This window comes from Lysobacter sp. 1R34A (assembly GCF_051217035.1).
Taxonomy (GTDB): domain Bacteria; phylum Pseudomonadota; class Gammaproteobacteria; order Xanthomonadales; family Xanthomonadaceae; genus Lysobacter.
In genome coordinates, this window is sequence record NZ_JBPKJP010000024.1 from 1 (window position 1) to 24,066 (window position 24,066).

The window sequence follows — 24,066 nt, forward strand, 5'->3', positions numbered from 1 at the left end:
AGGCGCTGGCCGCGTTCCGCCAGGGCCGGGCTCCGGCCGAGGCCTCGCGTTCGGCCCTGGCCGCGCTCGACCAGGCCGCCAGGCAATGGCGCCGCCGCCTGCGCGTCGAGGCGACCCCGCCGAACCAGGTGCCCGCGCACGCGCTCGGCGATCTGTTGCTGCATGCGTTTCCGGACCGCATCGCCCGCCAGCACCCCAGCGACCCTTACCGTTATCAGCTCGCCAACGGCCGCAGCGCCAAGTTGTTCGACGACAGCGCGGTCTACGGCGAGCCCTGGCTGGTGATCAGCGAACTGCGCGACGACCCGCGCGACGCGCGCGTGCTGCGTGCCTCGCCGCTCGACGAAGCACGGCTGGAGCGCGAGTTTCCGCAGCGCTTCGTCAGCGAGGACCGGGTGGTGTGGGACGCCGCCGCGCGCGCGATCGCGGCGGTGCGCGAGCGCCGTTACGACCGCATCGTGCTCGACAGCCGCCCACTCGCCAAACCCGACCCCTCGCGTTACGCCGATGCCTTGGTCGACGCGGTGCGCCAACTCGGCCTCGATGCCTTGCCGTGGACCGGCGGCCTGCGCCAGTGGCGCGCCCGCGTGCGCTGTCTGCGCGAATGGATGCCCGAGCTGGCGCAGGGCGAGAACGCGTTGCCGGACCTCTCCGACGAGGCCTTGATGGCCGGCCTCGACGACTGGCTGAAGCCGGCGTTGCGGGGCAGGACCCGCCTCGACGCGCTCGACGAGGCCGCATTCGGCGAAGCCCTGCGCTCGCTCTCGGACTGGTCGTGGCGGCAGCGGCTCGACGCGCTCGCGCCGACCCGCATGGCGGTGCCGTCGGGGATGGAGCGCGCCATCGACTACGCCTACGACGCGCATGCCGCCGACGGACGCGGCGCCGCGGTCGCGCCGGTGCTGGCAGTGAAACTGCAGGAGCTGTTCGGCCTGGCCGATACGCCGCGCATCGCCGAAGGCCGCGTGCCGCTGACCCTGCACCTGCTGTCGCCGGCGGGGCGACCGCTGCAGGTCACCCAGGACCTGCGCGGTTTCTGGGAGCGCACTTATCCCGAGGTCAGGAAGGAAATGAAGGGGCGCTATCCCAAGCACCCCTGGCCCGACGACCCGTGGACGGCGACCGCGACCCACCGCGCCAAACCGCGCGGCACCTGAGTCTTGCGCCGCCCCGCCGGGGCGGCGGCGGGCGACGCGCATCGGCCGAGGCCGCCGATACCGCGCCGTATTCAGCGGGGAGCCGGTCCGGCGCGGGAGCGCTCACAGAATTTCAACGCCCCCGCGTCGACACTGGACCCCGTTTCTCTCGTCACAGGATCGACACGATGAGCAAGTTCACTTCTTTGCCGGATCGCGCGCTGGAACTGGTGTCGTCGGTTGGCGACAACATCAGGCAGCACGTGCCCAACGCCGGCCAGTGGCTGGAAACGGGCGTCAAGCTGGGCGCGCTGAAGACCGGCGCACGCACCGCCGGTGTCTTCATCCGCCGCAACCCGATGATCGCGGCCGCCGCCGTGGCCGGCGCCGGCCTGCTTTGGTACGCCGCCGCACGCCGCAAGGCCCGCCAGCAGGCGGAAGGCGATCCGATCGAAGGCAGCGCGCGCCGCATCGACGCGCGCCGCGCGAACGGCAGCGCCTCGCGCCGCAAGTCCGGTACCCGCAAGTCGGCCAGCGAAGCAAGCGCCAGCGAATAAACGCACGCGGGTTGCGCCCAAACGACCGACGGCCTGTTTGCAGACCGCCGGATCGCGACGGGCTATGCCGTACCACCCCGACATACCCGAGGCCGACGCGAAAGCGTCGGCCTCGTTCGTTTGGGCGCGCCGTCGTCGACGCGTCTGGATCGCGGCACCCAAGAGTAGGAGCGGCAAGCCGCGACCGCGACACTTCAGCTATCTGATGTTTCTTGAAAGAAGCGCCGCAAGACCGTCGCGGCGCGGTCGCGGCTTGCGCCGCTCCTACCCTGGCGAAAGCGCGCCACTTCGATGGATGACATAGGCGTTGAGGTCCCTGCGCGTTCCGCGGTCGCGACTCACGTCGCTCCTACAGGGGACGGTGACGTCGCGCGCGCAGCTGTTTGCGACCGCGGCCTTTGCTTTGGCTGTGCGCCGCCTCGCACTCGGGAAGGTAATCGAAGACCCGGAGGGCGGCGCGCAGGGATGCGCGACGTTTTTCATCGGGACAAGGATGTCCCGTATGAAAAATCACCGCGGATGCACCGATCGTGCGGGCTGGTGATTCAAAGAAAAGCAACTTCTTTGGTTACCTTTCTTTTGTTGCTTCAGACAAAAGAAAGTAACCCGCCGCTTCAGTGGCGGAAGCTTTGGGTTTGATCTTGATCTTTGAACTCGTTCGATTGAGAGAGGCGCCGCAAGACCGTAACGGCGCGGTCGCGGCTCGCGCCGCTCCTGCCCGGGCGAGGGCGCGCCGCTTCGACGAATGACGACGGCCTGTTGTCTCTGCGCGTCCCGCGGTCGCGACTCACGTCGCTCCTACAGGGGCGGGCTCCCAAGGTCGGCACAAAGCTCTCATGGCAACGCCCACGCCAACGCCAACCGCGTTACTCCGCGGCCGCCTCCGGCAACTCGATGATGAAACGCGAGCCGCCGTTCTTGCGCTCCTCGTACCAGAGCTGGCCGCCGGCGTTGACGACGATCTGTTTCGCGAGCGACAGGCCCAGGCCGCTCGACAGGCCGTCGTCGACGTCTTCGTCGTGCAGGCGCACGAAGGGCTTGAACAGTTCGCGCTGGCGCGCCACCGGGATGCCGGGGCCGCGGTCGGCGACGATCAGCTGCCAGAAGCCGGGGGCGCTGTTGCGCGCGGCCAGCAGCAGGTCGCTGTTGGGGGCGTACTTCATCGCGTTGGTGACCAGGTTCTCGCTGACCTGGCGCAGCACGCGCGGATCCATCGCGACTTGCGCGGTGCCGTGCGGCGGCGGGGCGATCTCGACGCGGATGCCGCGCGCGTCGAGCTGCATCTCGTAGCGGCGCACCAGCCAGCCCAGGGTCTCGCTGAGGTCGGCGCGGCCCTGCCTCGCGGCCTGCTCGCGGGTGCCGGCCTGGCTTTCCAGGTAATGGCGGATGTAGCCGAGCGCGTCGTCGGCGCTCTCGTGGATCATCTGCAGGTAGCGCGGCACGCGCTCGGGCTTGCAGCCGTTGTGCAGCAGCAGGTCGCTGGCGAACAACACGCTGGTCAGCGGGTTCTTGAGGTCGTGGGCGACCAGGTTGACCAGTTCCTCGCGCTCGCGGGCGACGCGCTCGAGGCGGTCGCGGGTCAGCTTCAGGCCGACATGGGCGTTGACCCGCGCCAGCAGTTCTTCGGGCAGGAACGGCTTGGTGACGTAATCGACCACGCCGGCATCGAAGGCGCGCAGCAACAGGTCGCGGTCGTGGGCGGCGGTCACGAACACCACCGGCACGCGCAGCGGCGAGCCGGCGCGCAACGCGGCCATGACTTCGAAACCGTCCATGCCAGGCATCATCACGTCGAGCAGGATCAAGTCCGGCGGCGACTCGGCGTACAGGCGCAGGGCCTCGTCGCCGGTCGAGGCGGACACGACCTCGTAACCCTGGCGCGAAAGCAGTGCGGTGACGACGCGCAGGTTCGCGGCCTGATCGTCGACGACGAGAATCCGACCCGTAGATGGCGCGGCAGTGCTCATACGTCCTTGGCATCCCCTAGGGCGGGTTTTTCACGCTGAATTCGCATAAATGAACCGCGAGGAAACGGGTCGAAAGTTAACAGAAACCTTCACACAAAGGCGGGATGAAAAGTCAAAAAGCTGAACAGTTCACGCCCTTTGTGGCAACTCGCCGCGCTCGGCAACGCGGCGTTGCGAATTCGGTGATGCCAAGGCCGAATGCGGCGGCGCATCATGGACGCTGTTCGATTAAGGAATCCGCAATGAACCTGCGACCGCTCGGCCGTTCATCCCTGTCGGCGGCGCCGCTCGCCTTCGGCGGCAACGTGTTCGGCTGGAGCGCCGACGAGGCGACCAGCTTCGCCCTGCTGGACGCATTCACCGAAGCGGGCTTCAGCCTGGTCGACACCGCCGATGTTTACTCGGCCTGGGTGCCGGGCAATGCCGGCGGCGAGTCGGAAACCCTGATCGGGCGCTGGCTGGCCCAGGGCGGCGGCCGCCGCGAGCGCATACTCATCGCCACCAAGGTCGCCAAATGGCCGCAGCGGCCCGGCCTGTCGCCGGCCAACATCCAGGCCGCGGTGGAGGACTCGCTGCGCCGTTTGCGCACCGACCGCATCGACCTCTACCAGGCCCACGAGGACGACCCGAAGGTGCCGCTCGAGGACACCCTGGGCGCGTTCGGCCGGCTGATCGAGCAGGGCAAGGTCCGCGCGATCGGCGCCTCCAACTACTCGGCCGCGCGCCTGGCCGAAGCCCTGGACGTGTCCGAACGCCACGGCCTGCCGCGCTACGAGACCCTGCAGCCGCATTACAACCTCGCCGACCGCGCGGTGTACGAAGCCGAGCTCGAACCGCTGGCGCGCGAGCGCGGGCTCGGCGTGATCAATTACTACGCCCTCGCCAGCGGCTTCCTGACCGGCAAGTACCGCAGCCGCGGCGACCTCGACAAGAGCCGCGCCCGCGGCGGTGCGGTCGCGCGCTATCTCGACGCGCGCGGCCTGGGCATCCTCGCCGCGCTCGACGAAGTCGCCGCCGCCCAGCGCGCGACCCCCGCCCAGGTGGCCCTGGCCTGGCTGATCGCGCGGCCCTCGATCACCGCGCCGATCGCCAGCGCGACCAGCGTGGCGCAATTGCGCGAGCTGCTCGCCGCGACGCGGCTGTCCCTGTCGGCCGAACAGATCGCCGCGCTCGATGCGGCCAGCGCCGAGGCCTGAGCGCTCTGCCATGATCGGCGCCGCCCGGCGCTCGTTGCCGGGCCTGCCGCCGCGGCGCGGTTCGAATCCGCCCACCTCCACCGATCGTCCGACGACCTGTCCGCCATGACCGCTGTGTCCCCCGCCGCTTCCGTCGCCGCCGAGCATCGCGCCCGACGCCTCGGCATCGCCCTCGCCGCGAGCGGTGCGGTGCTGTTCTCGGCCAAGGCGATCCTGGCCAAGCTGCAATACCGCTACGGGGTCGATTCGCTCGACGTGCTGACCCTGCGCATGGCGCTGTCGTTGCCCTTGTTCGTGTTGCTGGGCATCCGCGAGACCCGGCGCGCGCGCCGGCGCGAGGCTTTGCCCTCGCGCCGCGACCTCGGCCTGATCCTGGTGCTCGGCGTGCTCGGCTATTACCTGTCGAGCCTGCTCGACTTCTGGGGCCTGGAGTACGTGCCGGTGTCGCTGGAGCGGCTGATCCTGTTCCTCAACCCGACCATCGTGTTGCTGATCGGCCTGTTCGCCTACCGGCGCAAGGTCGCGGCCAAGGAGTGGATCGCGCTCGCGGTGAGCTATGCCGGGGTGGTCCTGGTGATGGTCGAGAACCTGCGCGTGCAGGGCGAGCACGTGCTGTTCGGCAGCGCCCTGGTGCTCGGCGCGGCGGTCAGCTACGCGCTCTACCTCGCCATGTCGGGCGAGCTGGTCAAGCGCATGGGCTCGTTGCAACTGGTCGCCTACGCGATGGTGGTGTCGACCGCGGCGACCCTGATCCACTACCTGATCGCGCGCGATCCGGGGGGCCTGCTCGGCCTGCCGTGGCAGGTCTACGGCCTGGCGACGGCGAACGCGGTGTTCTGCACTTTCCTGCCGGTGACCTTCACCATGGCCGCGGTGGCCCGGCTCGGCGCCGGCACCGCCGCGCAGTTCTCGGTGATCGGGCCGGTGTCGCTGGTGTTCCTCGGCGCCTGGGTGCTCGGCGAGGCGATCACCGCGATCCAACTGGTCGGTACCGCGGTGGTGCTGGGCGGGGTGGTGTTGTTGTCGCGGCCGGGCGCGAACTCGGTGCCGGTGGCGCCGCCGGACGGCAAGTAGGCGGCCGCGCCGGTCGGTCAAACGGCCCGATAGAGAGAAGGCGCCTCGCGGCGCCTTCCCGGTCTGCGGCTGTCGCCCGTCAGTGGGTGGCCAGCATCGGGTGGAACTGCGCCTGCTGGAACACGCCGCCGGACAAACAGGCATTGCTCTGCAGGGTCGCCAGGTCGGCCTGGCGGCGGACCAGGTCGCCGTAGTTGCGCACGGTCGAGGCGACCACCGGGTCGGCCATGTTGAAGGTGGTCGGGCTGGCCAGGGTGCCGTTGCCGATCAGGAACCGCGACAGCGTCGCCTGCGCGCCGGACGCGCGCGGGCCCACGTGCAGGAAGCTCGTGGTCAGGGTTTCGCGGCCGTGGCAGGCATCGCAGGTGTTGAGCGAGAGCTTGTTGCGGGCGTTGTTGTTGACGATGCCGGGATGGGTCCAGGCCACCTGGGGGCTCGGATTGCGCACCGAGCCGGTCAGGAACGGCGTGCCCAGATAGCTCAGCGGCACCGAGTGCTGTTCGACCAGCACCTGCGCCTGGTTGGCGTTGACGTAGCTGGCGAGCAGGGTGCCGGCGTTGTTGAACACGTGGTTCGGGGTCTGCTTGGCCGGCACGATGCCGAGCTGGGCGGTGGCGCGCACGATGTTGAACTCGCGCAGTTCCCACGGGCTCTGCAGGAACTCGTTGGTGCGGATCTGGTTGATCGCGCTGCCGTTGGGCTTGCGCGGCGCGGCGTTGGCGCCGGTGAACTGGTCGGTGATCGCCTGCAGCGAGCTGTTGTACAGCGACGAGCCCAGGCTCATCGAACCCAGCGCGCCCCACTGCTGGGCGAAGCTGCGCACCGCCGGGCAACCGGCGATCGGCACACCGTATTCGAGGATCACGGTGAAGCGGTGCACGGTGCAGGTGCCGGTGGTGTTGCGGCGGATCACCCCGAACACGAAGCGGCCTTCGCCGGCGTTGCCGCCGCCGTAGCCGGCGTTGCCGCGCAGGTCGACGCGGTTGACGATCGCCAGCAGGCGCATCGGCGAGCGGCTCAGGTCGAGCTTGCCGTTGCTCAGGCGGGGCCAACTGGCGAGCACCTGCGAGTTGACCGAAGTGCGCGCAGGCACCACGAAGCTGTTGACCGTGGTCGAGGTGTTCCAGGTGCGGATCCAGTTCTCGACGAAGTCGGACGGGTCCACCCCGGTCAGCGGCTGGTTGGCCATGTTGGTCATGAGCCGGTTGAAGGTCCAGGCGCCGTTCGGGTTGCCGGCGTTGGTGCAGGCGTCGAAGGTGCGGGTCGGGTCTTCGACCACGGCCGGGTGGGTGACCAGCAGCGAGCGTTCGGGGCGCACGATCGCCGGCGGGCCGAGCAGCACGCCGCCGGGAATACGGATGCGCACGCGCGCGGCGATCTGCTCGCGCAGCTGGTCCGGCGGCAGGAAGGCGATCGGGCTGTCGCCGAGGTGCTCGCGGCCGTCGAAACTCGGCACCGTGGCCTTCTGTTCGGCGGCCAGGGCCTGGCGCGTTTCCTGTTCCTTGACCAGGCCGTCGAAGTCGAACGGGATGAGCGCCCGATACAGTTGAGGGTTCTCCGCATCGCGCTGCAGCGTGACCGGCTTGTCGCCGACGTTGAAGGCGATCTCCGCCGGCAGCGCCTGCCCCTTGGCATAGACGAACTCCAGCAGCGCATCGCCGCCGGGGTTGCCGTCGACCGGGATGATGAAGCTGTCTTCGAGCACCGGCGGGGTCTGTTCGAACCCGGGCTCCTCGGCGGCGGCGACCCGGCCGACCGCGCTGTCGGCGGGCGCGGGATACGACAGGTAAGCGGCGGACGCGCACAGCATCGCGCCGAAGCCGAACGAAATCGAACGCAGTCGGGTCATGGCTGGTCTCCCCAGAGAGAACTTGGCTGGTGGCGCATCGGCCGGTCCTGGCACGCGCCCGTCACTGCACGCTAGAGGGCGCGGCGATGCGCTGCCATGGCGGACCCGGGATCAAACCGGGTCGATATCTCATGGGATTTCGCGATTGACTGCATCCATGCGACGACGGTCGCAGATCGATCGTAGAAGCCGGGCGCCATCCAGGGTAGGAGCGGCGCGAACCGCGACCGCACCATCGCAACTACGTCGCAGGTTCGATGTCTCAGTCTCAGTCGCAGCGCGCCACGTCACGCCCGGGGTTCTGCAAGGGCGCGGAAGTGCGCGACCTCGCGCAGGCGTCGTGGCACTGCCGCGACGGAGCCGCCCTCAGCGCGGGCTCCATTGCCCCGGCGTCAGCCCGTCGAGCCGATACGGCCCGATCGCCACGCGCACCAGGCGCAGGGTCGGCAAGCCGACCGCGGCGGTCATGCGCCGCACCTGGCGGTTGCGGCCTTCGTGGATGGTGATCGCCAGCCAGGCATCGGGCACGGTCTTGCGGAAACGCACCGGCGGGTCGCGCGGCCACAGCGCCGGCGGGTCGAGGCGTTCGACCTGCGCCGGCAGGGTGCGGCCGTCGTTGAGCTCGACGCCGTCGCGCAGTGCGCGCAGCGCCGGGTCCTGCGGGTCGCCCTCGACTTGCACCCAGTACGTCTTGGGCTGCTTATGCCGCGGGTCGGTCAGGCGATGGGCCAGGCCGCCGTCGTCGGTCAGCAGCAACAGGCCTTCGCTGTCGTGGTCCAGACGCCCGGCTGCGTACACGTCCGGCGGCAGGCCGAAGCCGGCGAGGGTCGGCCGCGGCGGCTGGCTGCGGTCGGTGAACTGACACAGCACGCCATACGGTTTGTTGAAGGCGATCAGCACGCGGATGGGGCCGGCCAGGACGCGAGGCGGCGCGGGCCGCCTCGCGGTACTACGGCGCGCAGTCGTGGACTCAGCGCGGCTTGCGGAAGCGCAGGGTCATGCGGTCGCTTTCGCCGATGGCCTTGTACTTGGCCGCGTCGGCAGCCGCGTGATCGTTGGACGGCGGCAAGGTCCACACGCCGTTCGGGTGGTCCTTGGTGTCGCGCGGATTGGCGTTGATCTCGCTCTTGGCCTCGAGCTTGAAGCCGGCCGCTTCGGCCATCGCGATCACCTGCGCCTGGCCGACGTAACCGCTCTTGTCGCTGGCCGGGACGTCGGCCTTGGCGCGGTGTTCGACCACGCCGAGGGTGCCGCCCGGCTTGAGCACGTCGAAGAAGCCCTTGAACATGCCCTCGGCCTGGTCGGCCGAACGCCAGTTGTGGACGTTGCGGAAGGTCAGCACGACGTCGGCCGAGGCGGCCGGGCCGAACGCCGGCTTGTAGCTGTCGTAGGCGGCGACCACGGCCTTGCCGAACTGCGCCGGCGCGCCGGCGAACTTGGTTTCCAGGTTCGCCTTGGCCTTGGTGTAGTACTTGCGCGCCCCGTCCTCGGACTGCGAGTCGGGGTCGACCACCGCGGCGACGTAACGCCCGCGTTCGGCCAGATACGGCGCGAGGATCTCCGCGTACCAGCCGCCGCCCGGGGTGATTTCGATGACGGTCTGGTCCGGGCGCACGCCGAAGAACTGCAGCGTCTCCAGCGGATGACGATAGGCGTCGCGGGCGACGTTCTTGGGGTCGCGCCAGCTGCCGGCGACGGCCTTTTTCAACGCGGCATTGCCGGCGCTCGCGGCGGGTTCGGCGGTCTTGGCGGCGCTCTCGGCGTCCTTGGCCTTGGCGGCGGGCTTCTGCGCATGCGCTACCAGGGCCAGGCCAGGCAACAACGCGGCGAGCAACAGCAAACGAGCGGGACGGTTACGTTCCATGCAACGGACTCCGGTGGCATCGGACAGGGGGCGTCAGCCTACCGCAAGCGCCCGGTGCCGGGGATGTGCTCAACGGCGCTTGCCGGCGGCCTTGGCGTTGCCGTGGCTCGCGGGGTGGCTCGCGGGACCGTTCGCGGTTTTGGCGCTGCGGCCATGGCGGGCGAGGTGGTCGGCTTCCATCTCGGCGACATAGGCCGCCGCCTGCTCGTGCAGCCAGGTGCGGAACGAACCCAGCCCGGCGTGATCGACCGAGCGTTGCGGGTACACCAGGTAGTGGCCCCAATCGATCTGCAGCCGGCATTGGCTCAGCGGCACCAGCTGGCCGTTCTGGATCAGCAGGCGCGTGCGCGCCATCCGGCCCAGAGCGACGCCGAGGCCTTCGACCGCGGCGCGGTGCATGGTTTCGGAGTCGTCGAAATGGGCGACGTAGCGGTTCGGCATCTTGCCGCCGTAGCGTTCGAACCAGTCCTTCCAATACGGCGACAGGTCGCCGAGCAGCGGCCAGCGGTGCAGGTCCTCCTGCGCCGGCAACTCGCCGCCCATGCGTTCGATCAGCGCCGGGCTGGCGACCGGGATCAGGGTCTCGTTGAACAGATGCTCGGTGACCAGCCCCGGCCAGCGCCCGTAGCCGCCGCGCATGGCCGCGTCGATGCCCGGCTCACGGTCGAAATCGACCACCGCCGCCGACGAGAACAGGTTGAGTTCGAGCTGCGGGCAGCGGGCGACGAAACTGCCGAGCCGCGGCACCAGCCAGGCCGAGGCCATCGAGGCCATCAGGCTCAGGGTCAGCACTTCGTCGCGGCGCGGGCTGTACGGACGCAGCGCGTGGTCGAGCGCATCCAGGTGCGGCGCGACCACCGACAGCAGCCGCTCGCCGTCGGCGGTCAGCCGCACCCCGCGCGGCCCGCGCTCGAACAGGCGCCGGCCGAGGCGTTCCTCCAGGGTGCGGATCTGGTGGCTGAGCGCGCTGACCGTCAGGTTCATCGAATCGGCGGCGCGGGTCAGGTTGCCCGTGCGCGCGGCGGTCGCAAAGCCCAGCAGCGCATGCAGCGGCGGTCGATTCATCTTGAATCCCTTTCAAGTCTGGCTTGCAAACGGCGCGCTTTTTTGCCGTATCGGGCGAGCGTACCTTGCGAATCACTCAATAAGCCAGCCCATATCGGGCCGGCGCCGCAGGGAGACGAGCGATGAATATCTACAAGAACCTGATGTTCCTGCAGGGCCATTTCGTCGATCCGCGCGATGCCGACGAGGACCTCGCCCAGGCCGCCCCCGCGGCCGTAGTCGAGCGTACCCAGCCAGTCGCCCCGCTGGGTTCGGCGACCGCGGCGGTCACCGGCTGGCGCGCCTGGTTCGCCCGCACCCCCGAGCGCCTGACCCGCCAGGACGCCTGTGGCGATGCGCATGGGTGTGCTTGAGGGGAAGCGATTCCTCGACGGCTCCTGCCTCGTCTGCTTCGCCGGACCAAGCAAATCCCCAACCCGTTTTCCAAACGGGAGCCGCAACGACGGTCGGCAATCCACTGCCCCTTTGAAAAGGGCAAGCGCCCTGACTGAGCACGAAGCCAGGGTGGGGTTCGGCGCGGGGAGTTGCTTCTGCGCGCGCTGGGTTGAGGACAGAACGAGACCAAGCCTTCCCGCCCCTCTCTTAAGCGTGCCTTCCGGCTAAGGCAGCCGCCGCCGCTCCGGGTACGGCGCCACGTCGTTGTGACGCCCGCTGACCAGGCCGTCCTGCACCTGCTGCCACCATTCGACGCGGAAGATGTCGGCGTGCGCGTGCATCAGCGCGCCGAGCAGGGCCGGCGACAGGCCCAGGAAGCGCGGGAACTGGGCCGGGAACACATCGTTGCCGGCGGCGTAGAACCAGGCGCCGGATTCCATCTCTTCCTCGTGATTGCGCGGCTCCGGCACGCTGCGGAAGCGGCAGTCGGTGACCAGGCACAGCTCGTCGTAGTCGTAGAACACCGCGCGGCCGTGCCGCGATACGCCGAAGTTCTTCAGCAGCAGATCGCCCGGGAAGATGTTGCTCAAGGCCAGGTCGCGGATCGCCTGGCCGTAGTCGATCACCGCCGCGCGCGCGGCCTCGGCGGTCTGCTCGCGCACATACAGATTGAGCGGGCGCAGGCGACGCTCGACATAGCACAGGTGCAGCACCAGGTCGTCGCCGTCCAGGCTGATGCTGCTGGCGCAGGTGCTCAACAATTCTTCCAGCAGGTCCGGGGCGAAGCGCGCGCGCGGGAAGCGCAGGAACCGGAACGGCTGCGCATCGACCAGGCGGCCGACGCGGTCGTGGCGGAACACCAGCGAGTACTTGGCCTCGACGTCCTCGCGCGCGACCTCCTTCGGGTAGGCGAAGCGGTCGCGGATGATCTTGAACACCAGGGGATAGCTGGGCAGGGTGAATACCGCCATGACCATGCCGCGCTCGCCCTCGGCGCGGATCAGGCGCTCGCCGGGCTGCGCCGCGAATTGGCGGAAGAAGGTGCGGTAACGCTCGGTCTTGCCCTGCTTGGCGCGGCCGAGCACGGTATAGAGCTCGTCGATCGGCTTGCCCGGCAGCAGGGTGCGCAGGAACACCACCGCATCGCCGACCGTGCCGAGGTCGGCATGGAAATAGCTGCGCGAGTAACTGAACAACTGCACGACTTCGCTGCGCAGGGTCAGCACCGCATCGACCTTGAGCGCGCCGCCGTCGTTGACCAGGGCGATCACGCACGGCGAGAACGAACGCTCGCCGAACACCCGCCCGACCAGATAGGCGCGGCGTTCGCGATAGAACACGGTGTCGAGCAGTTCGACCGCGCGCACCGGGTGCGGGCCCCAATGCTGCAAATCCTCCTGCAGGCGCACCGCGATGCCGGCGGCGCAGCGCGTGCGATGCGCGTACGGCACCGCGAACGGGTAGTCGCCGAGCACTCGCATGAAGGTCTCGACCAGGCGGTCCTCCGACACCGCATAGCTGTGGCGCGCGACCGGATGGGTGATGGCGTCGGTCGGCTCGATGTCGAGGGCGACGAACTCCATCGCCGGGTCGACCCCGCGGGTCTTGAAGAAGCGCCGGGTCAGGGTGTTGAAAAAGGTCTTGTAGAGCTCGCAGTCGAGCAGCGGCGCGATGGTCTCGGCGTAGGCCGCGTGCACCGCCGACCACAGCGCGCGGTCGCGGGCGCGTTCGCCGAGTCGGCGTTCGAGCGAGTCGCTGGCCTCGGCGATGCACAGGTCGTAGAGCTCGATGCGCTCGACCGCATCCTCGCGCTCGCCGCTCCAGTCGCTGCGCTCGAAGCGGCCCTGGGCACGGCGGGTGATCGCGGCGAAGCGCGCGTGATAATCGGCGAAAGCGTCGCGGATCAAGCCTGCGATGGCGGTGGCTTCGGCGACGGGATCGGCAGCGGGCAGGGTGGCCATGGCTGGAGTGTACGGCGGAGCCGCGACGCCCGTGGCATGTTGGGCGCCGCGGTCTTTGAGTCCTTACGGATGAAACGGACATGCTCGTTACGACATGGCGCCGTTACGCGGCGCAAGCGGCGGCGCTACAGGCTGGGTCGCGGTGGAACCGGAGCCAGCGCAACCGGTGCCGCGGGCGGCGGACGCGGCACTATCCAGGTTTCCAGCGCGATCGTCAGCGCCAGGATCGCCAGCACCGACAGGCCGTGCGGCAGGAACAACTCGAAGGTCGGTTCCCACCGCGCCCAGGTGTTGCCGTAGAACGGCGCATAGCCGGTCAGGTTCGCGTGTAAAGCGAGCACGGTCGCCGCGACCGTCGCGGCCGCCGCGAACCAGGCATCGCGCGGCCGCCTTCCGCGCCGCCGTTGCCGCCACCGCCGCCATAGCGTCGTGGGCAGGACCACCAGCAGGAATGCGAAGCTCGCCGACAGCCACATCTCGAACAGGAAGCGGCTCGAGCTCATGATCTCGACCGACGCCAGGTCGATCTCGCCGACCACGTACGGCCAGTGCACCCAGGCCGGCAGGGCGATGGCGGCGATCAGCACCCACAGGTAGCGGACGAGGCCGGTCATGCCTGGGCCAACAACGCGTGCAGGCGCGCGGCGGGATAGAAGCGGGTATCGGCGAGCGAGCGCTCGTTGCCGGCGGCGATGCTCTCGTCGAAGCTGAGCACCGGGCCGTACACATAGCCATCGACGCCGCCGAAGCTCGACAGGCTGCGGCAGACCCAGAGCGTGTAGCCGCGGCCGACATGCCCACGGCTGCCGCCGTCGGCCGGCAGCGGCGCTTCCAGGTCGGGCCGGGCAAAGCTCGGCGCGCGACCGGCGAGGACGTCGCGGAAGTCCTGCGAGGCTTCGAGGATCGTGCGGCGGACCGGTTCGCTCAATGCACCGAGGTCGAGGCCGGCGAAGGGACCGCCGGCGAGGGCGTGGTCGGTGGGGGGAGTCGCTGTCATGGCGGCCGATCCTTGGGCGGAGTTGCTTTGTCGTGTTCCAGGCGTCGTATCGATGTTGCGCGCTTGCGTGGTTGTGCCGTTGCTGTGCGCCGCTAACCGGAAGAGTCTAACTCGCACACCGACGCGGCCAACCCCTGTAGGAGCGACGTGAGTCGCGACGCGGAACGGGTAGAGATGACGAGGCCGTCGCCGTTCGTCGAGGGGGCGAGCCCTTCGCCAGGGTAGGAGCGGCGCGAGCCGCGACCACGGGACGCGCAGAGGCCACAAGGCCGATGTGGCCCATCGAAGCGGCGTACTCTCGCCAGGGTAGGAGCGGCGCAAGCCGCGACCACGCTGTGACGGTCTTGCGGCGTCTCTTTCAATCAAAAATCAGGATCAAGATCAAACCCAAAGCTTCCGCCACTAAAGCGGCGGGTTACTTTCTTTTGTCTAAAGCAACAAAAGAAAGGTAACCAAAGAAAAATGCTTTGTTTTGAATCACAGGCCCGCACGAGCGATGCCGACGCAGGGATTTTTCATACGGGACATCCCTGTCCCGATGAAAAATGGCGCGCATCCCTGCGCGCCGCCCTCCGGGTCTTCGATTACCTTCGCGAGTGCGCGGCGGCGCACAGCCAAAGCAACGGCCAAAGCCGCAAACAGCCGACGCGCGCGCCGCCCTCCCTGTAGGAGCGATGTGAGTCGCGACCGCGGAACGCGCAGAGACAATGATGCCTATGCCATCCATCGAAGCTGCGTCTCTTTCGCCAGGGTAGGAGCGGCGAAAGCCGCGACATCGCTGCGCCGGTCTTGCGGCACATGGCTCAAGAAAGATCAAGATCAAACCCAAAGCTTCCGCCACTAAAGCGGCGGGTTACTTTCTTTTGTCTAAAGCGACAAAAGAAAGGTAACCAAAGAAAAGTGCTTTGTTTTGAATCACAGGCCCGCGCGTTCGATGCATACGCGGTGATTTTTCATACGGGACCTCCCTGTCCCGATGAAAAACGGCGCGCATCCCTGCGCGCCGCCCTCCGGGTCTTCGATGGCCTTCGCGAGTGCTCGGCGACGCACAGCCAAAGCAAGGCCGCAGCGCAAACAGCTGACGCGTGCGATGTCACCATCCCCTGTAGGAGCGACGTGAGTCGCGACCAAGGGACGCGCCGAAACCACAAGGCCAACGCCATCCATCGCAGCGGCGTGCTGTCGCAGGGTAGGAGCGGCGCAAGCCGCGACCGCGAATCTGCGGGCGGCGGCGCGGTTGTCCGGAGGGACCTGGTCGCGGCTTGCGCCGCTCCTACCCAAGAGCAGACGCGACGCGTCTGCCGTTGCCTGGATTTTGATCTGCCGCTTTACCGGTCAAATGAAGACCCGTAGGGCGGCCCGCAGGGATGCGGGCCGTGCGCAAGCAGGCCATGGATGGCCTGTCTGGAGCATCCCGGCGTCGGCATCGATCGGGCTTTTGATTCAAAGTGAGCACTTTTCTTTGGTTACCTTTCTTTTGTTGCTTATGACAAAAGAAAGTAACCCGGACGCGTCAGCGGACGGAAGCTTTGCAACTGATGTTGCTTCATCGCTTGCGATAAGAAACGCTGTAACCGCCAGCTGCGCTGTCGCGGCTCACGGTGCTCCTACAAAGACATCCCAGTTGCGCCGCGAGAATGAAGTTGCGCGGTCGCGACTTGCGTCGCTCCTACCCTGGCGAAAGTTTTCGGCTTCGATTAATGATGAAGGCAGTGCGGTTCTGCGCGTTCCTTGGTCGCGGCTTACGCCGCTCCTACAGAGGTCATGATCGGGACGCCGCGAGATCGCGCCAGCGCGGTCGCGACTTGCGTCGCTCCTACCCTGGCGAAAGTTTTCGGCTTCGATTAATGATGAAGGCAGTGCGGTTTTGCGCTTCCTTGGTCGCGGCTTACTCCGCTCCTACAGAGGTCATGATCGGGACGCCGCGAGATCGAGCCAGCGCGGTTGCGACTTGCGTCGCTCCTACCCTGGCGAAAATTTTCGGCTTCGATCAATGATGAAGGCAGTGTGGTTCTGCGCGTTCCTTGGTCGCGGCTTACGCCGCTCCTACAGAGCTCATGATCGGGACGTCGCGAGATCGAGCCTGCGCGGTCGCGACTTGCGTCGCTCCTACCCTGGCGAAGATGCGCTACCTCGATGAATGACGTCGGCCTTGGCGCTTCTGCGCGCCCCTTGGTGGCGGCTTGCGCCGCTCCTACCCTCAAGCAGGGAGCGCCGACTTGCGAGGCACGTAAAAACCAAGAAAAACAAAGGGCGCCGAAGCGCCCTTTGCACGATCGTCGTCACGACACCGATTACAGGTGCTTGATGATCTCGTCGGCGAACTCCGAGCACTTGACCTCGGTCGCGCCGTCCATCAGACGGGCGAAATCGTAGGTCACGCGCTTGCTGGCGATCGCCTTGTCCATCGCGGCGATGATCGCATCGGCCGCTTCGGTCCAGCCCAGGTAACGCAGCATCATCTCGCCCGACAGGATCACCGAGCCCGGGTTGACCTTGTCCAGGCCGGCGTACTTCGGCGCGGTGCCATGGGTCGCTTCGAACACGGCATGGCCGGTCACGTAGTTGATGTTGGCGCCCGGAGCGATGCCGATGCCGCCGACCTGCGCGGCGAGCGCGTCGGACAGGTAGTCGCCGTTGAGGTTCAGCGTCGCCGAGACGTCGTATTCCTTCGGGCGCAGCAGGATCTGCTGCAGGAAGGCGTCCGCGATCGCGTCCTTGATCACCAGGCCCGCGCCCGGCTTGCCTTCCGGGATCACGTGCCAGGGGCCGCCGTCGAGTTCGACCGCGCCGAAGTAGTCGCGCGCCACCTGGTAGCCCCAATCGCGGAAGCCGCCTTCGGTGAACTTCATGATGTTGCCCTTGTGGACCAGGGTCACCGACTTGCGCTTGTTCTCGATCGCGTAGGAGATCGCGCTGTGCACCAGGCGCTCGGTGCCGAGGCGGCTGACCGGCTTGATGCCGATGCCGACTTCGACCGGCAGCTCGCGCGCCGGAGCGCCGATGGCTTCCATTTCCTTCAGCCACGCTGCGTTCTTCTCGGCGGTGCCGAAACGGATCTTGTCGGCGGCCTGCGGGAATTCCTTGCTCAGGAAGTCGAGCACCTTCTGCGCGTCGGCGCTGCCGCCGGCCCATTCGATGCCGGCGTAGATGTCCTCGGTGTTCTCGCGGAAGATCACCATGTCGACGTCGCCCGGCTTCTTCACCGGCGAGGGCACGCCCTCGAACCAACGCACCGGGCGCAGGCAGACGTACAGGTCGAGCATCTGGCGCAGGGCGACGTTGAGCGAACGGATACCGCCGCCGACCGGCGTGGTCAGCGGACCCTTGATGCTGACCAGGTAGTCGCGGCAAGCCTGCACGGTGCCTTCCGGCAGCCAGGTGCCGTAGGTGTTGTTGGCTTTCTCGCCGGCGAAGACCTCGACCCACTCGATCTTCTTCTGGCCGCCATAGGCCTTGGCGACGGCGGCGTCGAGCACGCGCACCGAAGCGCGCCAGATGTCCGGGCCGGTGCCGTCGCCTTCGATGAACGGGATGATCGGGCGGTCCGGCACGTTGAGGCCGGTCGGGGTCTTGGTGATCTTGGCGCCGCCTGCGGGCGGCGTCGCTACGAACTCGGTCATTACGATCTCCAGTGGGGCCGCCGTGCGCTGGCGCACGGGGCGGAGCAGGGTCCTTGCGGAAAGCGGTGGGGCTGCGATCCGGCCCGCCATTGTCGCGGTTCGGGCGGGGCGAGGCAAAGACCAGTCGGGTATGTGCCCTTCGAGCTGTGGAATGATGCATCCCGGGTTCGCCCCGGGCGGGCCCGGCTCAACGGCAACGGCGCAGGCGCCGATCGCTCGGACCATCGATGGGAGGAACTGCGATGCAAACGGAGCAAACCGACTCGGCGCTGCCGGAACTGACCGAGGCCTGCGAAGACGGTTTCGTCGACTGCACCTTCAAGATCGAAGACCTGCGCTCGGACGCCGATCACTACTACTTCCGCATGACGGCGCGCCACCAGGGCGAGATCGTCGGGCTGGCGGCGCGGCTGGTGAAACGGATCGGCCCCGGCTTCGATGCCGACATGCATCTGCGCCAGGAGCACGTCTACGCCGAAGGCCTGGTGCTGTCGTCGATCGGCGCGGCCAGCGACCGCTTGGTCGGCGCGCTGGCCGAGCTGTATGCGATCGAGCCGTACGAGCGACTGGCCGCGGCCGGCGAGTCCTACACCCTGATCGCGTTGCAGCAGGAAGACATCGAGCTGGAGACCCACGCGGTCCGGGCCAAGATCTTCGGCCGCGACCGGGACGACGCGGCGCTCGAGGAGGACTACTACGAGAGCTTCTTCCACATCGACTTGCCCAATGGCTATGTCCAATGGAACGAGAAGGACGCCGATTACCGCGAACCCTTGCTGAGGGCCTGGACCGCGTCCGGTCCCGACCTCGCCGGGCCGGGACCGGTCTAGTGCGCGGCGTCTGCCGCGCTGGCGGCGTTCGCGTTCGTGTACCCGCCATCCGCGGCGCACTGCGCGCTGGCCGGCCAATCCCGCGGCGATAGCGGCGGCAAGCCGTACGCCGCGCGCGCCCGGTCGCATTGCGCACTCGGCCGCCCGTCTTCCCAGGCCGGATGCAGTTCGCGGCACGGCGAAGGGCGCAGCGGATAGATGCCGCACTGGGCGTCGGCGCCGACGGCGCCGCGCAGGGACTGGCAATGGATGCGGCCGGCGTAGGTGCCGCGCATGACCACGCGGTGCGGGTCTAGGGGCTCGGTCGCGGCCGACGGCGTGAGGCCGTCGGGGTGGGCGTCGGTCTCGCTCCAATGGAAGGCGACGCAGAAGTGGGCGCAGCAGGCGCCGCAGCGCAGGCAGGGGTGGGTCGACATCGCCGAACGGAACCGAGGGGATCGCGCCATTTTCTCATCGGCCCGGGCGCGGCCGGCAAGCGCTGCCGGCGATGTCGCGAGCCCGTGGCGAGCCGGCGGCGTGAGCGGGTCGCGACACCGACCGGGCCGCACCGACGCGATCGACGCGGCTGCGATGCATGGCGCTCTGTGCCGGGAACGGGCGCTGCGCCGGGCCGCGCAGCGGTAGCCGTGAGGTGTCAGCGCGCGCCGATCAGGCGCCGCAGCACTTCTTGTACTTCTTGCCGCTGCCGCAGGAACAGGGATCGTTGCGATCCGGAGTTTCGGCGCGGCGCAGGGGTTCGCGCGGGGTCAGCGCCTCGATGCGATGGTGGTGCAGGTCGGCCAGCATGCCCGGCAGGCCGGCGACGATCTCCAGGCGCTCGCGGTAGCTGATCGGGGCCGGCGGCGCGGCCGGGTCCTCGCCGAGCACTTCGCCGCTGGCGAGGCGGTCGAACAGGCCGAAGATCTCGTCCATCCAGTCGTTGTCGTCGAGCCACTGGTCCCAGGCCGCTTCGCGCAACTCGACGCCGCGGAAGAAGCCGAAGGCCCAGTCGCGGCCGACGTCGAGCTCGTCCGGGGCGTCGGCCTCGGGTTCTTCCGGCAGCCACAGCAGCGGCGCCAGATGGTCGGGCAGGTCGTCGTCGCCGTGGCGGACGCGCGAGCTGACCATGTTCCAGTGGCCGAGCAGCAGCGCCTGGACCTCGTCGGCCTCGCCCTGGTCGTTCCAGCGCGGCGCCTTGCCGCCCCAGACCACCGGCTGCCATTCCTCGGCCGGCGGCTGTTCGGGACTGACCGCCAGGGCCGACAGGAAGCCGTCCAGCGCTTCCAGATTGAAGCCCTTGTGGGGCACGGCGCGCTGGTCGAGCAGGTCGGCCAGGCGTTCGATCTGCTCGTCGTCGAGGTAGGCAGGCGGTTTCATGGCAGGGCTCGGGACAGGGGAGAGGACGCGAATGGTAGTCGCAGCGGCGTGCTTGCGACGAAAATATCGCCATGACCGCTCGTATCGCCCTGCCTGCCGCCTGCCCCTGCGACCCTTCGCGCCGCTATGCCGACTGCTGCGGCCGGCTGCATGCCGGGGCCGCCGCCGACTCGGCCGAGGCGCTCATGCGCTCGCGCTACAGCGCCTACGTCCTGGGCGACCTGGAGTATCTGCGGGCCAGCTGGTCTCCCGATACTTACCCGGGCGAACTCGATTTCGAGCCGGGGGTGCGGTGGCTGGGCCTGGAGGTGAAGCGGCATCGCCGCGACGGCGAGGACGCGGCCACGGTGGAGTTCGTCGCCCGCTACCGGGTCGGCGGCGGTTCGGCCGCGCGCCTGCACGAGGTCAGCCGCTTCGTCCGCGTCGACGGGCGCTGGCTGTACGTGGACGGGGAGTGTCCGGCGGCGTGAGCCGGCGGAGCGGTGTTTTCGCGGGGTTGCGTTACGGACCTGGTGCGGCGAGCTGATCGAGGCCAGAGCCAATCCTGCGGCTGCGGTCGGCGTACCCGCTGCTGCAAGCCTGGCTTATTGGCGATTACGAATCGCGTGGACAAAAAAAGGGCGCGGCAGTACGCCGCGCCCGGGCTTGCCCGCCCATGAGGCGGAGAGAGACGGTTACTTGACTTCGAGCTCGGTGGTGTTGGCCACCGCGCCGTTGGCGCTGATCTCGACCTTGTACTTGCCGGTCGGCCACGGCGAGGCCTTGGCGAATTCGAAGTTGGTGGTCTCGGCACCGGTGGTGTTGAGGGTCTCGGTGTCCTCGCCGGCGGTCTGGCCGTCCTGGTAGACGAGCTTGGCGGTGACGTTGGCGTTGGTCGCGGTGCCGTCGGTGGCGACCGAGGCGACGATCTTGTCGGTCGGCTTGAAGCTGGTGGTCGGCGCGGCGATCTTCTTGTCCGGGCCGGCGGCGGTGCCCAGGCTCACCGAGGTCACGCTCAGCGCGGCCGGAGCCGGAGCGGGCTCGACCGGGGCCGGAGCCGGGGTTTCGGTCGCGGCCGGGGCCGGAGTCGGCGCAACCGGTTCTTCCTTCTTCTTGCAGCCGGCCAGGGCCAGCGCGGCCACGAGGGCGGCGGCAACGGCGTAGTGCGTACGATTGCGGATCAACATGATGGATCTCCTGGAAAGACGATGGCGATGATGGCGAAACGCAGTCGACGGATCAGTCGTTGTCGGTCGGAATCTTGAGGATCTGGCCGGGCTGGATCTTGTCGGGATCGTCGAGTTGATCGCGATTGGCCTCGAAGATCGCGTTCCACTTGCTCGCCTTGCCGTAGAACTGTTTGGCGATGTGCGAGAGGGTGTCGCCCTTTTCGACCGTATAGGTCTGCTCGCCGACTTTTTCCGCGGTCGTGTCGACGTTCACCGTCACGTCGGAGAAGTCGGCCTTCTCGACTTTCTCCGCGGTGGTATCGACTTTGGTGGTCACATCGGAAAAATCGGCTTTCTTGTCCGGGGTAGTCATGGGTTGAGGGCTCCTGCCGAAGTGGCGAGCGCAACATGACATGCCGGTTGTTAAAAATGTATAGCGCCGGCGTGAACTCACATTACAAAACTGAATAATGCGATTCCGCGGATAAGCACGGGACGGACCGCCCGGCCGACCGGCCCAGGGCGATACTTGCCGGCATTGCCTTGAGCGTCTTACTGGCGTTCGTCGCGGCCGACGCGCGGACGGGCCAGGCCCGGACTGCCGCGCCAGGGGTTGATGTCCAGCCCGCCGCGGCGGGTGTAGCGCGCCTCGACCGACAGCCACTGCGGCCGACAGCGGCGGCTGAGGTCGGAATGGATGCGCTCGACGCATTGCTCGTGGAACTCGGCGTGGTCGCGGAACGAGACCAGATAGCGCAGCAGCGCGGCGCGGTCGAGCCTGGGGCCGCGATAGGCGATGACCACCCGTGCCCAGTCCGGTTGGCCGGTGACCGGGCAATTCGACTTGAGCAGCGCGCTGCCGAGGGTCTCCTCGACGATCTCGCCGGCGTCGGCGGCCAGGTGCTCCGCGTTCGGCGGGCCGTAGTCGTCGATCGCGACCTCGAGCTCGTCGATCGACTCGGCGCCGTCGGCGTCGTCGATGGGCGGCAGGCCGAACGCGACCTCGACCGGCGCGCCGGCCGCGGCCGACAGGTCGCGGGCGATGGTCGACAGCACCGTGGCGTCGTCGTCGAAACGGGTGGCGTTGAAGGAATTGAGGTAGAGCTTGAGGGACTTGGACTCGATCAACTGCGGCGAAGTCGCCGGCACCGACAGGGTCGCGGTGCCCACGCGCGGCTTGCCGCGGGCATCGAGCCAGCTCAGCTCGTAGGCGTGCCAGCGGTCGATGCCGACGAAGGGCAGGGCGTCGTCGGCCAGGCCGATGTGGGCGCGGCCGAGCGAGCGGGCGATCGGAAACAGCAGCGAGGCGTCGTATTCGCGCGGATAGTCGACGTGGCGGCCGAGGGGCAGGTCATGGGAAGTCATGCCGGCATTTTAGCCGCTGGCGCAGGCAGGCCTGGTGAGGGGCTCGGTCCGTCCCGCATGGCCGCGCTTTTCGCGAATCGCGCCGAACAGCGTTTCCCGCACCGAGGCCCACTCCGGGCTCGTACCCGCTTCGGGCGCTCGCCCCCTTCGTCGAAGGGGGCAGCAGTCAGGCCCAGCGAGCCCTCACCCGGCCGCCTTCGCCCCATGCAGATAGTCCAGCGTCACCTGCAGCATCGCGCGCAGGCCGACGTCGAGCGAGGTTTCGTCGAGCTTGAACTTCGGCGAATGGTTGCTCGGCGCGGTCGCGGGGTCGATGCCCGGCGCTGTCGCGCCGACGAAGAAGAACATCGCCGGCACTTCCTTGGCGTAATACGAGAAATCCTCGGCGCCCATCACCAGCGGCATTTCGACCACGTTGGCCTCGCCGGCCACGGCCTTCAGGCTCGGCAGCATGCGCGCGGTGAGGGCCGGGTCGTTGTAGGTCACCGGGTTGCCGTCCTGGTCCGGCACCGTCGCCTCGGCGTGGGCGCCGTGGGCGGCGCCGACATGCTCGGCGACGTTCTTGAGGTCCTTGAAGATCGCCTGGCGCATGCCTTCGTCGAAGGTGCGGATGGTGCCGATCATTTCGACGTCGTCGGGAATGATGTTGTAGCGGATGCCGCCCTTGATCGCGCCGAAGCTCACCACCGCCGGCAGCTTGGCGATGTTGGTGCGGCGGCTGACGATGGTCTGGGCGCTGCCGATCACGTCGGCGGCGGCGACGATCGGGTCCACCCCCGCCCAGGGGGCCGAGCCATGGGTCTGGCGGCCCTTGATCTTGATGGTGAACCGGTCGGACGCCGCCATCAGCGGGCCCTGGCGCACGCCGAGCTGGCCGGCCGGCAGGGTCGAGAACACGTGCAGGCCGAACATGGCCTCGGGCTTGAAGTCCTTGAACAGGCCGTCCTTGAGCATCAGCGAGGCGCCGCCTTCCTCGTCGGCGGGGGCGCCTTCCTCGGCCGGCTGGAACACCAGCATCACCTGGCCCGGCAGGTCGTTCTTCATCGCCACCAGGGCGTCGGCGATGCCGAGCAGGATGCCGGTGTGGGCGTCGTGGCCGCAGGCGTGCATCACCCCGACGGTCTCGCCGCGGAAGCTCGCAGTAGCCTTGGACGCGAACGGCAGGTCGACCTGCTCGGTCACCGGCAGCGCGTCCATGTCGGCGCGCAGAGCGATCTTCGGTCCCGGCTTGCCGCCTTCGATGATCGCGACCACGCCGTGGCGGGCGATGCCGGTGCGCGGCTTGAGGCCGAGCTTGCGCAGGTGCTCGGCGACCTTGGCCGCGGTGCGCTCCTCGCGGTTGGACAGCTCCGGATGCTGGTGGAAGTCGCGGCGCCAGGCGATCACGTCGGCCTTGACCTGGGCGGCGGCGGACTTCACCTCGGGGCGTTCGGCCGCGGCCGCGCCGGTTTGCGCCGCGGCGGCGAGCGGGAGGGCGGCGAAGGCGGAGCAGCTCAGGACGCAACTCAGGGCGACGGACAGCGGACGCTTCATCGACGGACTCCGGCAGGAAAGCCCCGATGCTAGCCCATGCCCGCCGGCGGGGCTGCGCGACCTTGGTCGGTTCGGCCGGCGCCCGGCTCGAGGGCAGGAGCGGCGCGAACCGCGCCTATGTCGCCGTTACGCAGTCGCCGTCGTCCGATCGCGACGTTGCAGCCCCTGTA

22 protein-coding genes are annotated in these 24,066 nt (G+C 68.5%); 7 read left to right on the forward strand and 15 right to left on the reverse strand.

All coding sequences use genetic code 11. The features are described 5' to 3' along the window. A partial coding sequence (locus ACSAMQ_RS08385; RefSeq protein WP_435395202.1) for an ATP-dependent helicase C-terminal domain-containing protein occupies positions 1 to 1,157 on the forward strand: 1,157 nt, incomplete at its 5' end. A 167-nt stretch (positions 1,158 to 1,324) separates the two neighbouring features. Beyond that, complete coding sequence (locus ACSAMQ_RS08390; RefSeq protein WP_435395203.1) at positions 1,325 to 1,693, forward strand: hypothetical protein; 369 nt, start codon at positions 1,325 to 1,327, stop codon at positions 1,691 to 1,693. An 866-nt stretch (positions 1,694 to 2,559) separates the two neighbouring features. Here the strand turns inward: ACSAMQ_RS08390 and ACSAMQ_RS08395 are convergent. Then, on the reverse strand, positions 2,560 to 3,660 hold the full coding sequence (locus tag ACSAMQ_RS08395; RefSeq protein ID WP_435395204.1) for a hybrid sensor histidine kinase/response regulator: 1,101 nt from the start codon (positions 3,658 to 3,660) through the stop codon (positions 2,560 to 2,562). A 242-nt stretch (positions 3,661 to 3,902) separates the two neighbouring features. Here ACSAMQ_RS08395 and ACSAMQ_RS08400 point away from each other — a divergent pair, with 242 nt between their 5' ends. Both ACSAMQ_RS08400 and ACSAMQ_RS08405 read left to right on the forward strand, forming a co-directional pair. Further along, positions 3,903 to 4,856, forward strand: a complete 954-nt coding sequence (locus ACSAMQ_RS08400) for an aldo/keto reductase (RefSeq protein ID WP_435395205.1) — start codon at positions 3,903 to 3,905, stop codon at positions 4,854 to 4,856. Between the two features lie 105 nt (positions 4,857 to 4,961). Next, positions 4,962 to 5,930: a DMT family transporter gene (locus ACSAMQ_RS08405; protein ID WP_435395206.1), complete on the forward strand. Its 969-nt coding sequence runs from the start codon at positions 4,962 to 4,964 to the stop codon at positions 5,928 to 5,930. A 79-nt stretch (positions 5,931 to 6,009) separates the two neighbouring features. Here the strand turns inward: ACSAMQ_RS08405 and ACSAMQ_RS08410 are convergent, their stop codons facing one another. The 4 genes from ACSAMQ_RS08410 to ACSAMQ_RS08425 all read right to left on the reverse strand — a co-directional run bounded on the left by ACSAMQ_RS08410 (position 6,010) and on the right by ACSAMQ_RS08425 (position 10,708). Further along, positions 6,010 to 7,779, reverse strand: coding sequence for a hypothetical protein (locus ACSAMQ_RS08410; RefSeq protein ID WP_435395207.1), 1,770 nt, complete (start codon positions 7,777 to 7,779; stop codon positions 6,010 to 6,012). 366 nt (positions 7,780 to 8,145) lie between these two features. After that, positions 8,146 to 8,679 (reverse strand): pseudouridine synthase, encoded by a 534-nt coding sequence (locus ACSAMQ_RS08415; protein WP_435395208.1) that lies wholly within the window; start codon positions 8,677 to 8,679, stop codon positions 8,146 to 8,148. Between the two features lie 70 nt (positions 8,680 to 8,749). Beyond that, positions 8,750 to 9,643 carry a class I SAM-dependent methyltransferase gene (locus ACSAMQ_RS08420; RefSeq protein WP_435395209.1) on the reverse strand — a complete coding sequence of 298 codons (894 nt, stop codon included), beginning with the start codon at positions 9,641 to 9,643 and terminating at the stop codon, positions 8,750 to 8,752. Between the two features lie 69 nt (positions 9,644 to 9,712). After that, a complete protein-coding gene (locus ACSAMQ_RS08425) occupies positions 9,713 to 10,708 on the reverse strand; it encodes a LysR substrate-binding domain-containing protein (protein ID WP_435395210.1) in 996 nt (331 codons plus the stop codon). Positions 10,709 to 10,830: 122 nt separating this feature from the next. Here ACSAMQ_RS08425 and ACSAMQ_RS08430 point away from each other — a divergent pair, with 122 nt between their 5' ends. Continuing rightward, a complete protein-coding gene (locus ACSAMQ_RS08430) occupies positions 10,831 to 11,061 on the forward strand; it encodes a hypothetical protein (RefSeq protein ID WP_435395211.1) in 231 nt (76 codons plus the stop codon). A gap of 246 nt (positions 11,062 to 11,307) precedes the next feature. Here the strand turns inward: ACSAMQ_RS08430 and aceK are convergent, their stop codons facing one another. The 4 genes from aceK to icd form a co-directional block, all read right to left on the reverse strand. Continuing rightward, the gene (gene aceK / locus ACSAMQ_RS08435) at positions 11,308 to 13,044 is read right to left on the reverse strand and encodes a bifunctional isocitrate dehydrogenase kinase/phosphatase (RefSeq protein WP_435395212.1); all 1,737 of its coding nucleotides are present in this window, start codon (positions 13,042 to 13,044) and stop codon (positions 11,308 to 11,310) included. Between the two features lie 125 nt (positions 13,045 to 13,169). Continuing rightward, the gene (locus ACSAMQ_RS08440) at positions 13,170 to 13,658 is read right to left on the reverse strand and encodes a hypothetical protein (protein WP_435395213.1); all 489 of its coding nucleotides are present in this window, start codon (positions 13,656 to 13,658) and stop codon (positions 13,170 to 13,172) included. Further along, positions 13,655 to 14,041 (reverse strand): hypothetical protein, encoded by a 387-nt coding sequence (locus tag ACSAMQ_RS08445; RefSeq protein ID WP_435395214.1) that lies wholly within the window; start codon positions 14,039 to 14,041, stop codon positions 13,655 to 13,657. The genes ACSAMQ_RS08440 and ACSAMQ_RS08445 overlap by 4 nt, the downstream gene beginning before the upstream one ends. 2,294 nt (positions 14,042 to 16,335) lie before the next feature. Beyond that, positions 16,336 to 17,664: an isocitrate dehydrogenase (NADP(+)) gene (gene icd / locus ACSAMQ_RS08450; RefSeq protein WP_435395215.1), complete on the reverse strand. Its 1,329-nt coding sequence runs from the start codon at positions 17,662 to 17,664 to the stop codon at positions 16,336 to 16,338. A 242-nt stretch (positions 17,665 to 17,906) separates the two neighbouring features. Here icd and ACSAMQ_RS08455 point away from each other — a divergent pair, with 242 nt between their 5' ends. Continuing rightward, positions 17,907 to 18,494 carry a hypothetical protein gene (locus ACSAMQ_RS08455; protein WP_435395216.1) on the forward strand — a complete coding sequence of 196 codons (588 nt, stop codon included), beginning with the start codon at positions 17,907 to 17,909 and terminating at the stop codon, positions 18,492 to 18,494. On the opposite strand, the gene ACSAMQ_RS08460 is transcribed toward ACSAMQ_RS08455, so the two are convergent. Together ACSAMQ_RS08460 and ACSAMQ_RS08465 are read right to left on the reverse strand one after the other, a co-directional pair. Further along, entirely contained in the window at positions 18,491 to 18,940 is a 450-nt protein-coding gene (locus ACSAMQ_RS08460; RefSeq protein WP_435395217.1) for a YkgJ family cysteine cluster protein, read from the reverse strand. The genes ACSAMQ_RS08455 and ACSAMQ_RS08460 overlap by 4 nt on opposite strands. Positions 18,941 to 19,142: 202 nt before the next feature. Continuing rightward, positions 19,143 to 19,850, reverse strand: a complete 708-nt coding sequence (locus ACSAMQ_RS08465) for a UPF0149 family protein (protein ID WP_435395218.1) — start codon at positions 19,848 to 19,850, stop codon at positions 19,143 to 19,145. A 71-nt stretch (positions 19,851 to 19,921) separates the two neighbouring features. Here ACSAMQ_RS08465 and ACSAMQ_RS08470 point away from each other — a divergent pair, with 71 nt between their 5' ends. After that, entirely contained in the window at positions 19,922 to 20,320 is a 399-nt protein-coding gene (locus ACSAMQ_RS08470) for a YchJ family protein (RefSeq protein WP_435395219.1), read from the forward strand. Positions 20,321 to 20,524: 204 nt separating this feature from the next. On the opposite strand, the gene ACSAMQ_RS08475 is transcribed toward ACSAMQ_RS08470, so the two are convergent. From ACSAMQ_RS08475 to ACSAMQ_RS08490, 4 genes are all read right to left on the reverse strand, one after another. After that, a complete protein-coding gene (locus tag ACSAMQ_RS08475) occupies positions 20,525 to 21,016 on the reverse strand; it encodes a hypothetical protein (protein WP_435395220.1) in 492 nt (163 codons plus the stop codon). Between the two features lie 52 nt (positions 21,017 to 21,068). Next, on the reverse strand, positions 21,069 to 21,371 hold the full coding sequence (locus ACSAMQ_RS08480; protein ID WP_435395221.1) for a LysM peptidoglycan-binding domain-containing protein: 303 nt from the start codon (positions 21,369 to 21,371) through the stop codon (positions 21,069 to 21,071). A gap of 179 nt (positions 21,372 to 21,550) precedes the next feature. After that, entirely contained in the window at positions 21,551 to 22,363 is an 813-nt protein-coding gene (gene queF, locus ACSAMQ_RS08485; RefSeq protein ID WP_435395222.1) for an NADPH-dependent 7-cyano-7-deazaguanine reductase QueF, read from the reverse strand. A gap of 183 nt (positions 22,364 to 22,546) precedes the next feature. Next, on the reverse strand, positions 22,547 to 23,896 hold the full coding sequence (locus ACSAMQ_RS08490) for an amidohydrolase (protein ID WP_435395223.1): 1,350 nt from the start codon (positions 23,894 to 23,896) through the stop codon (positions 22,547 to 22,549). Positions 23,897 to 24,066: the final 170 nt, after the last annotated feature.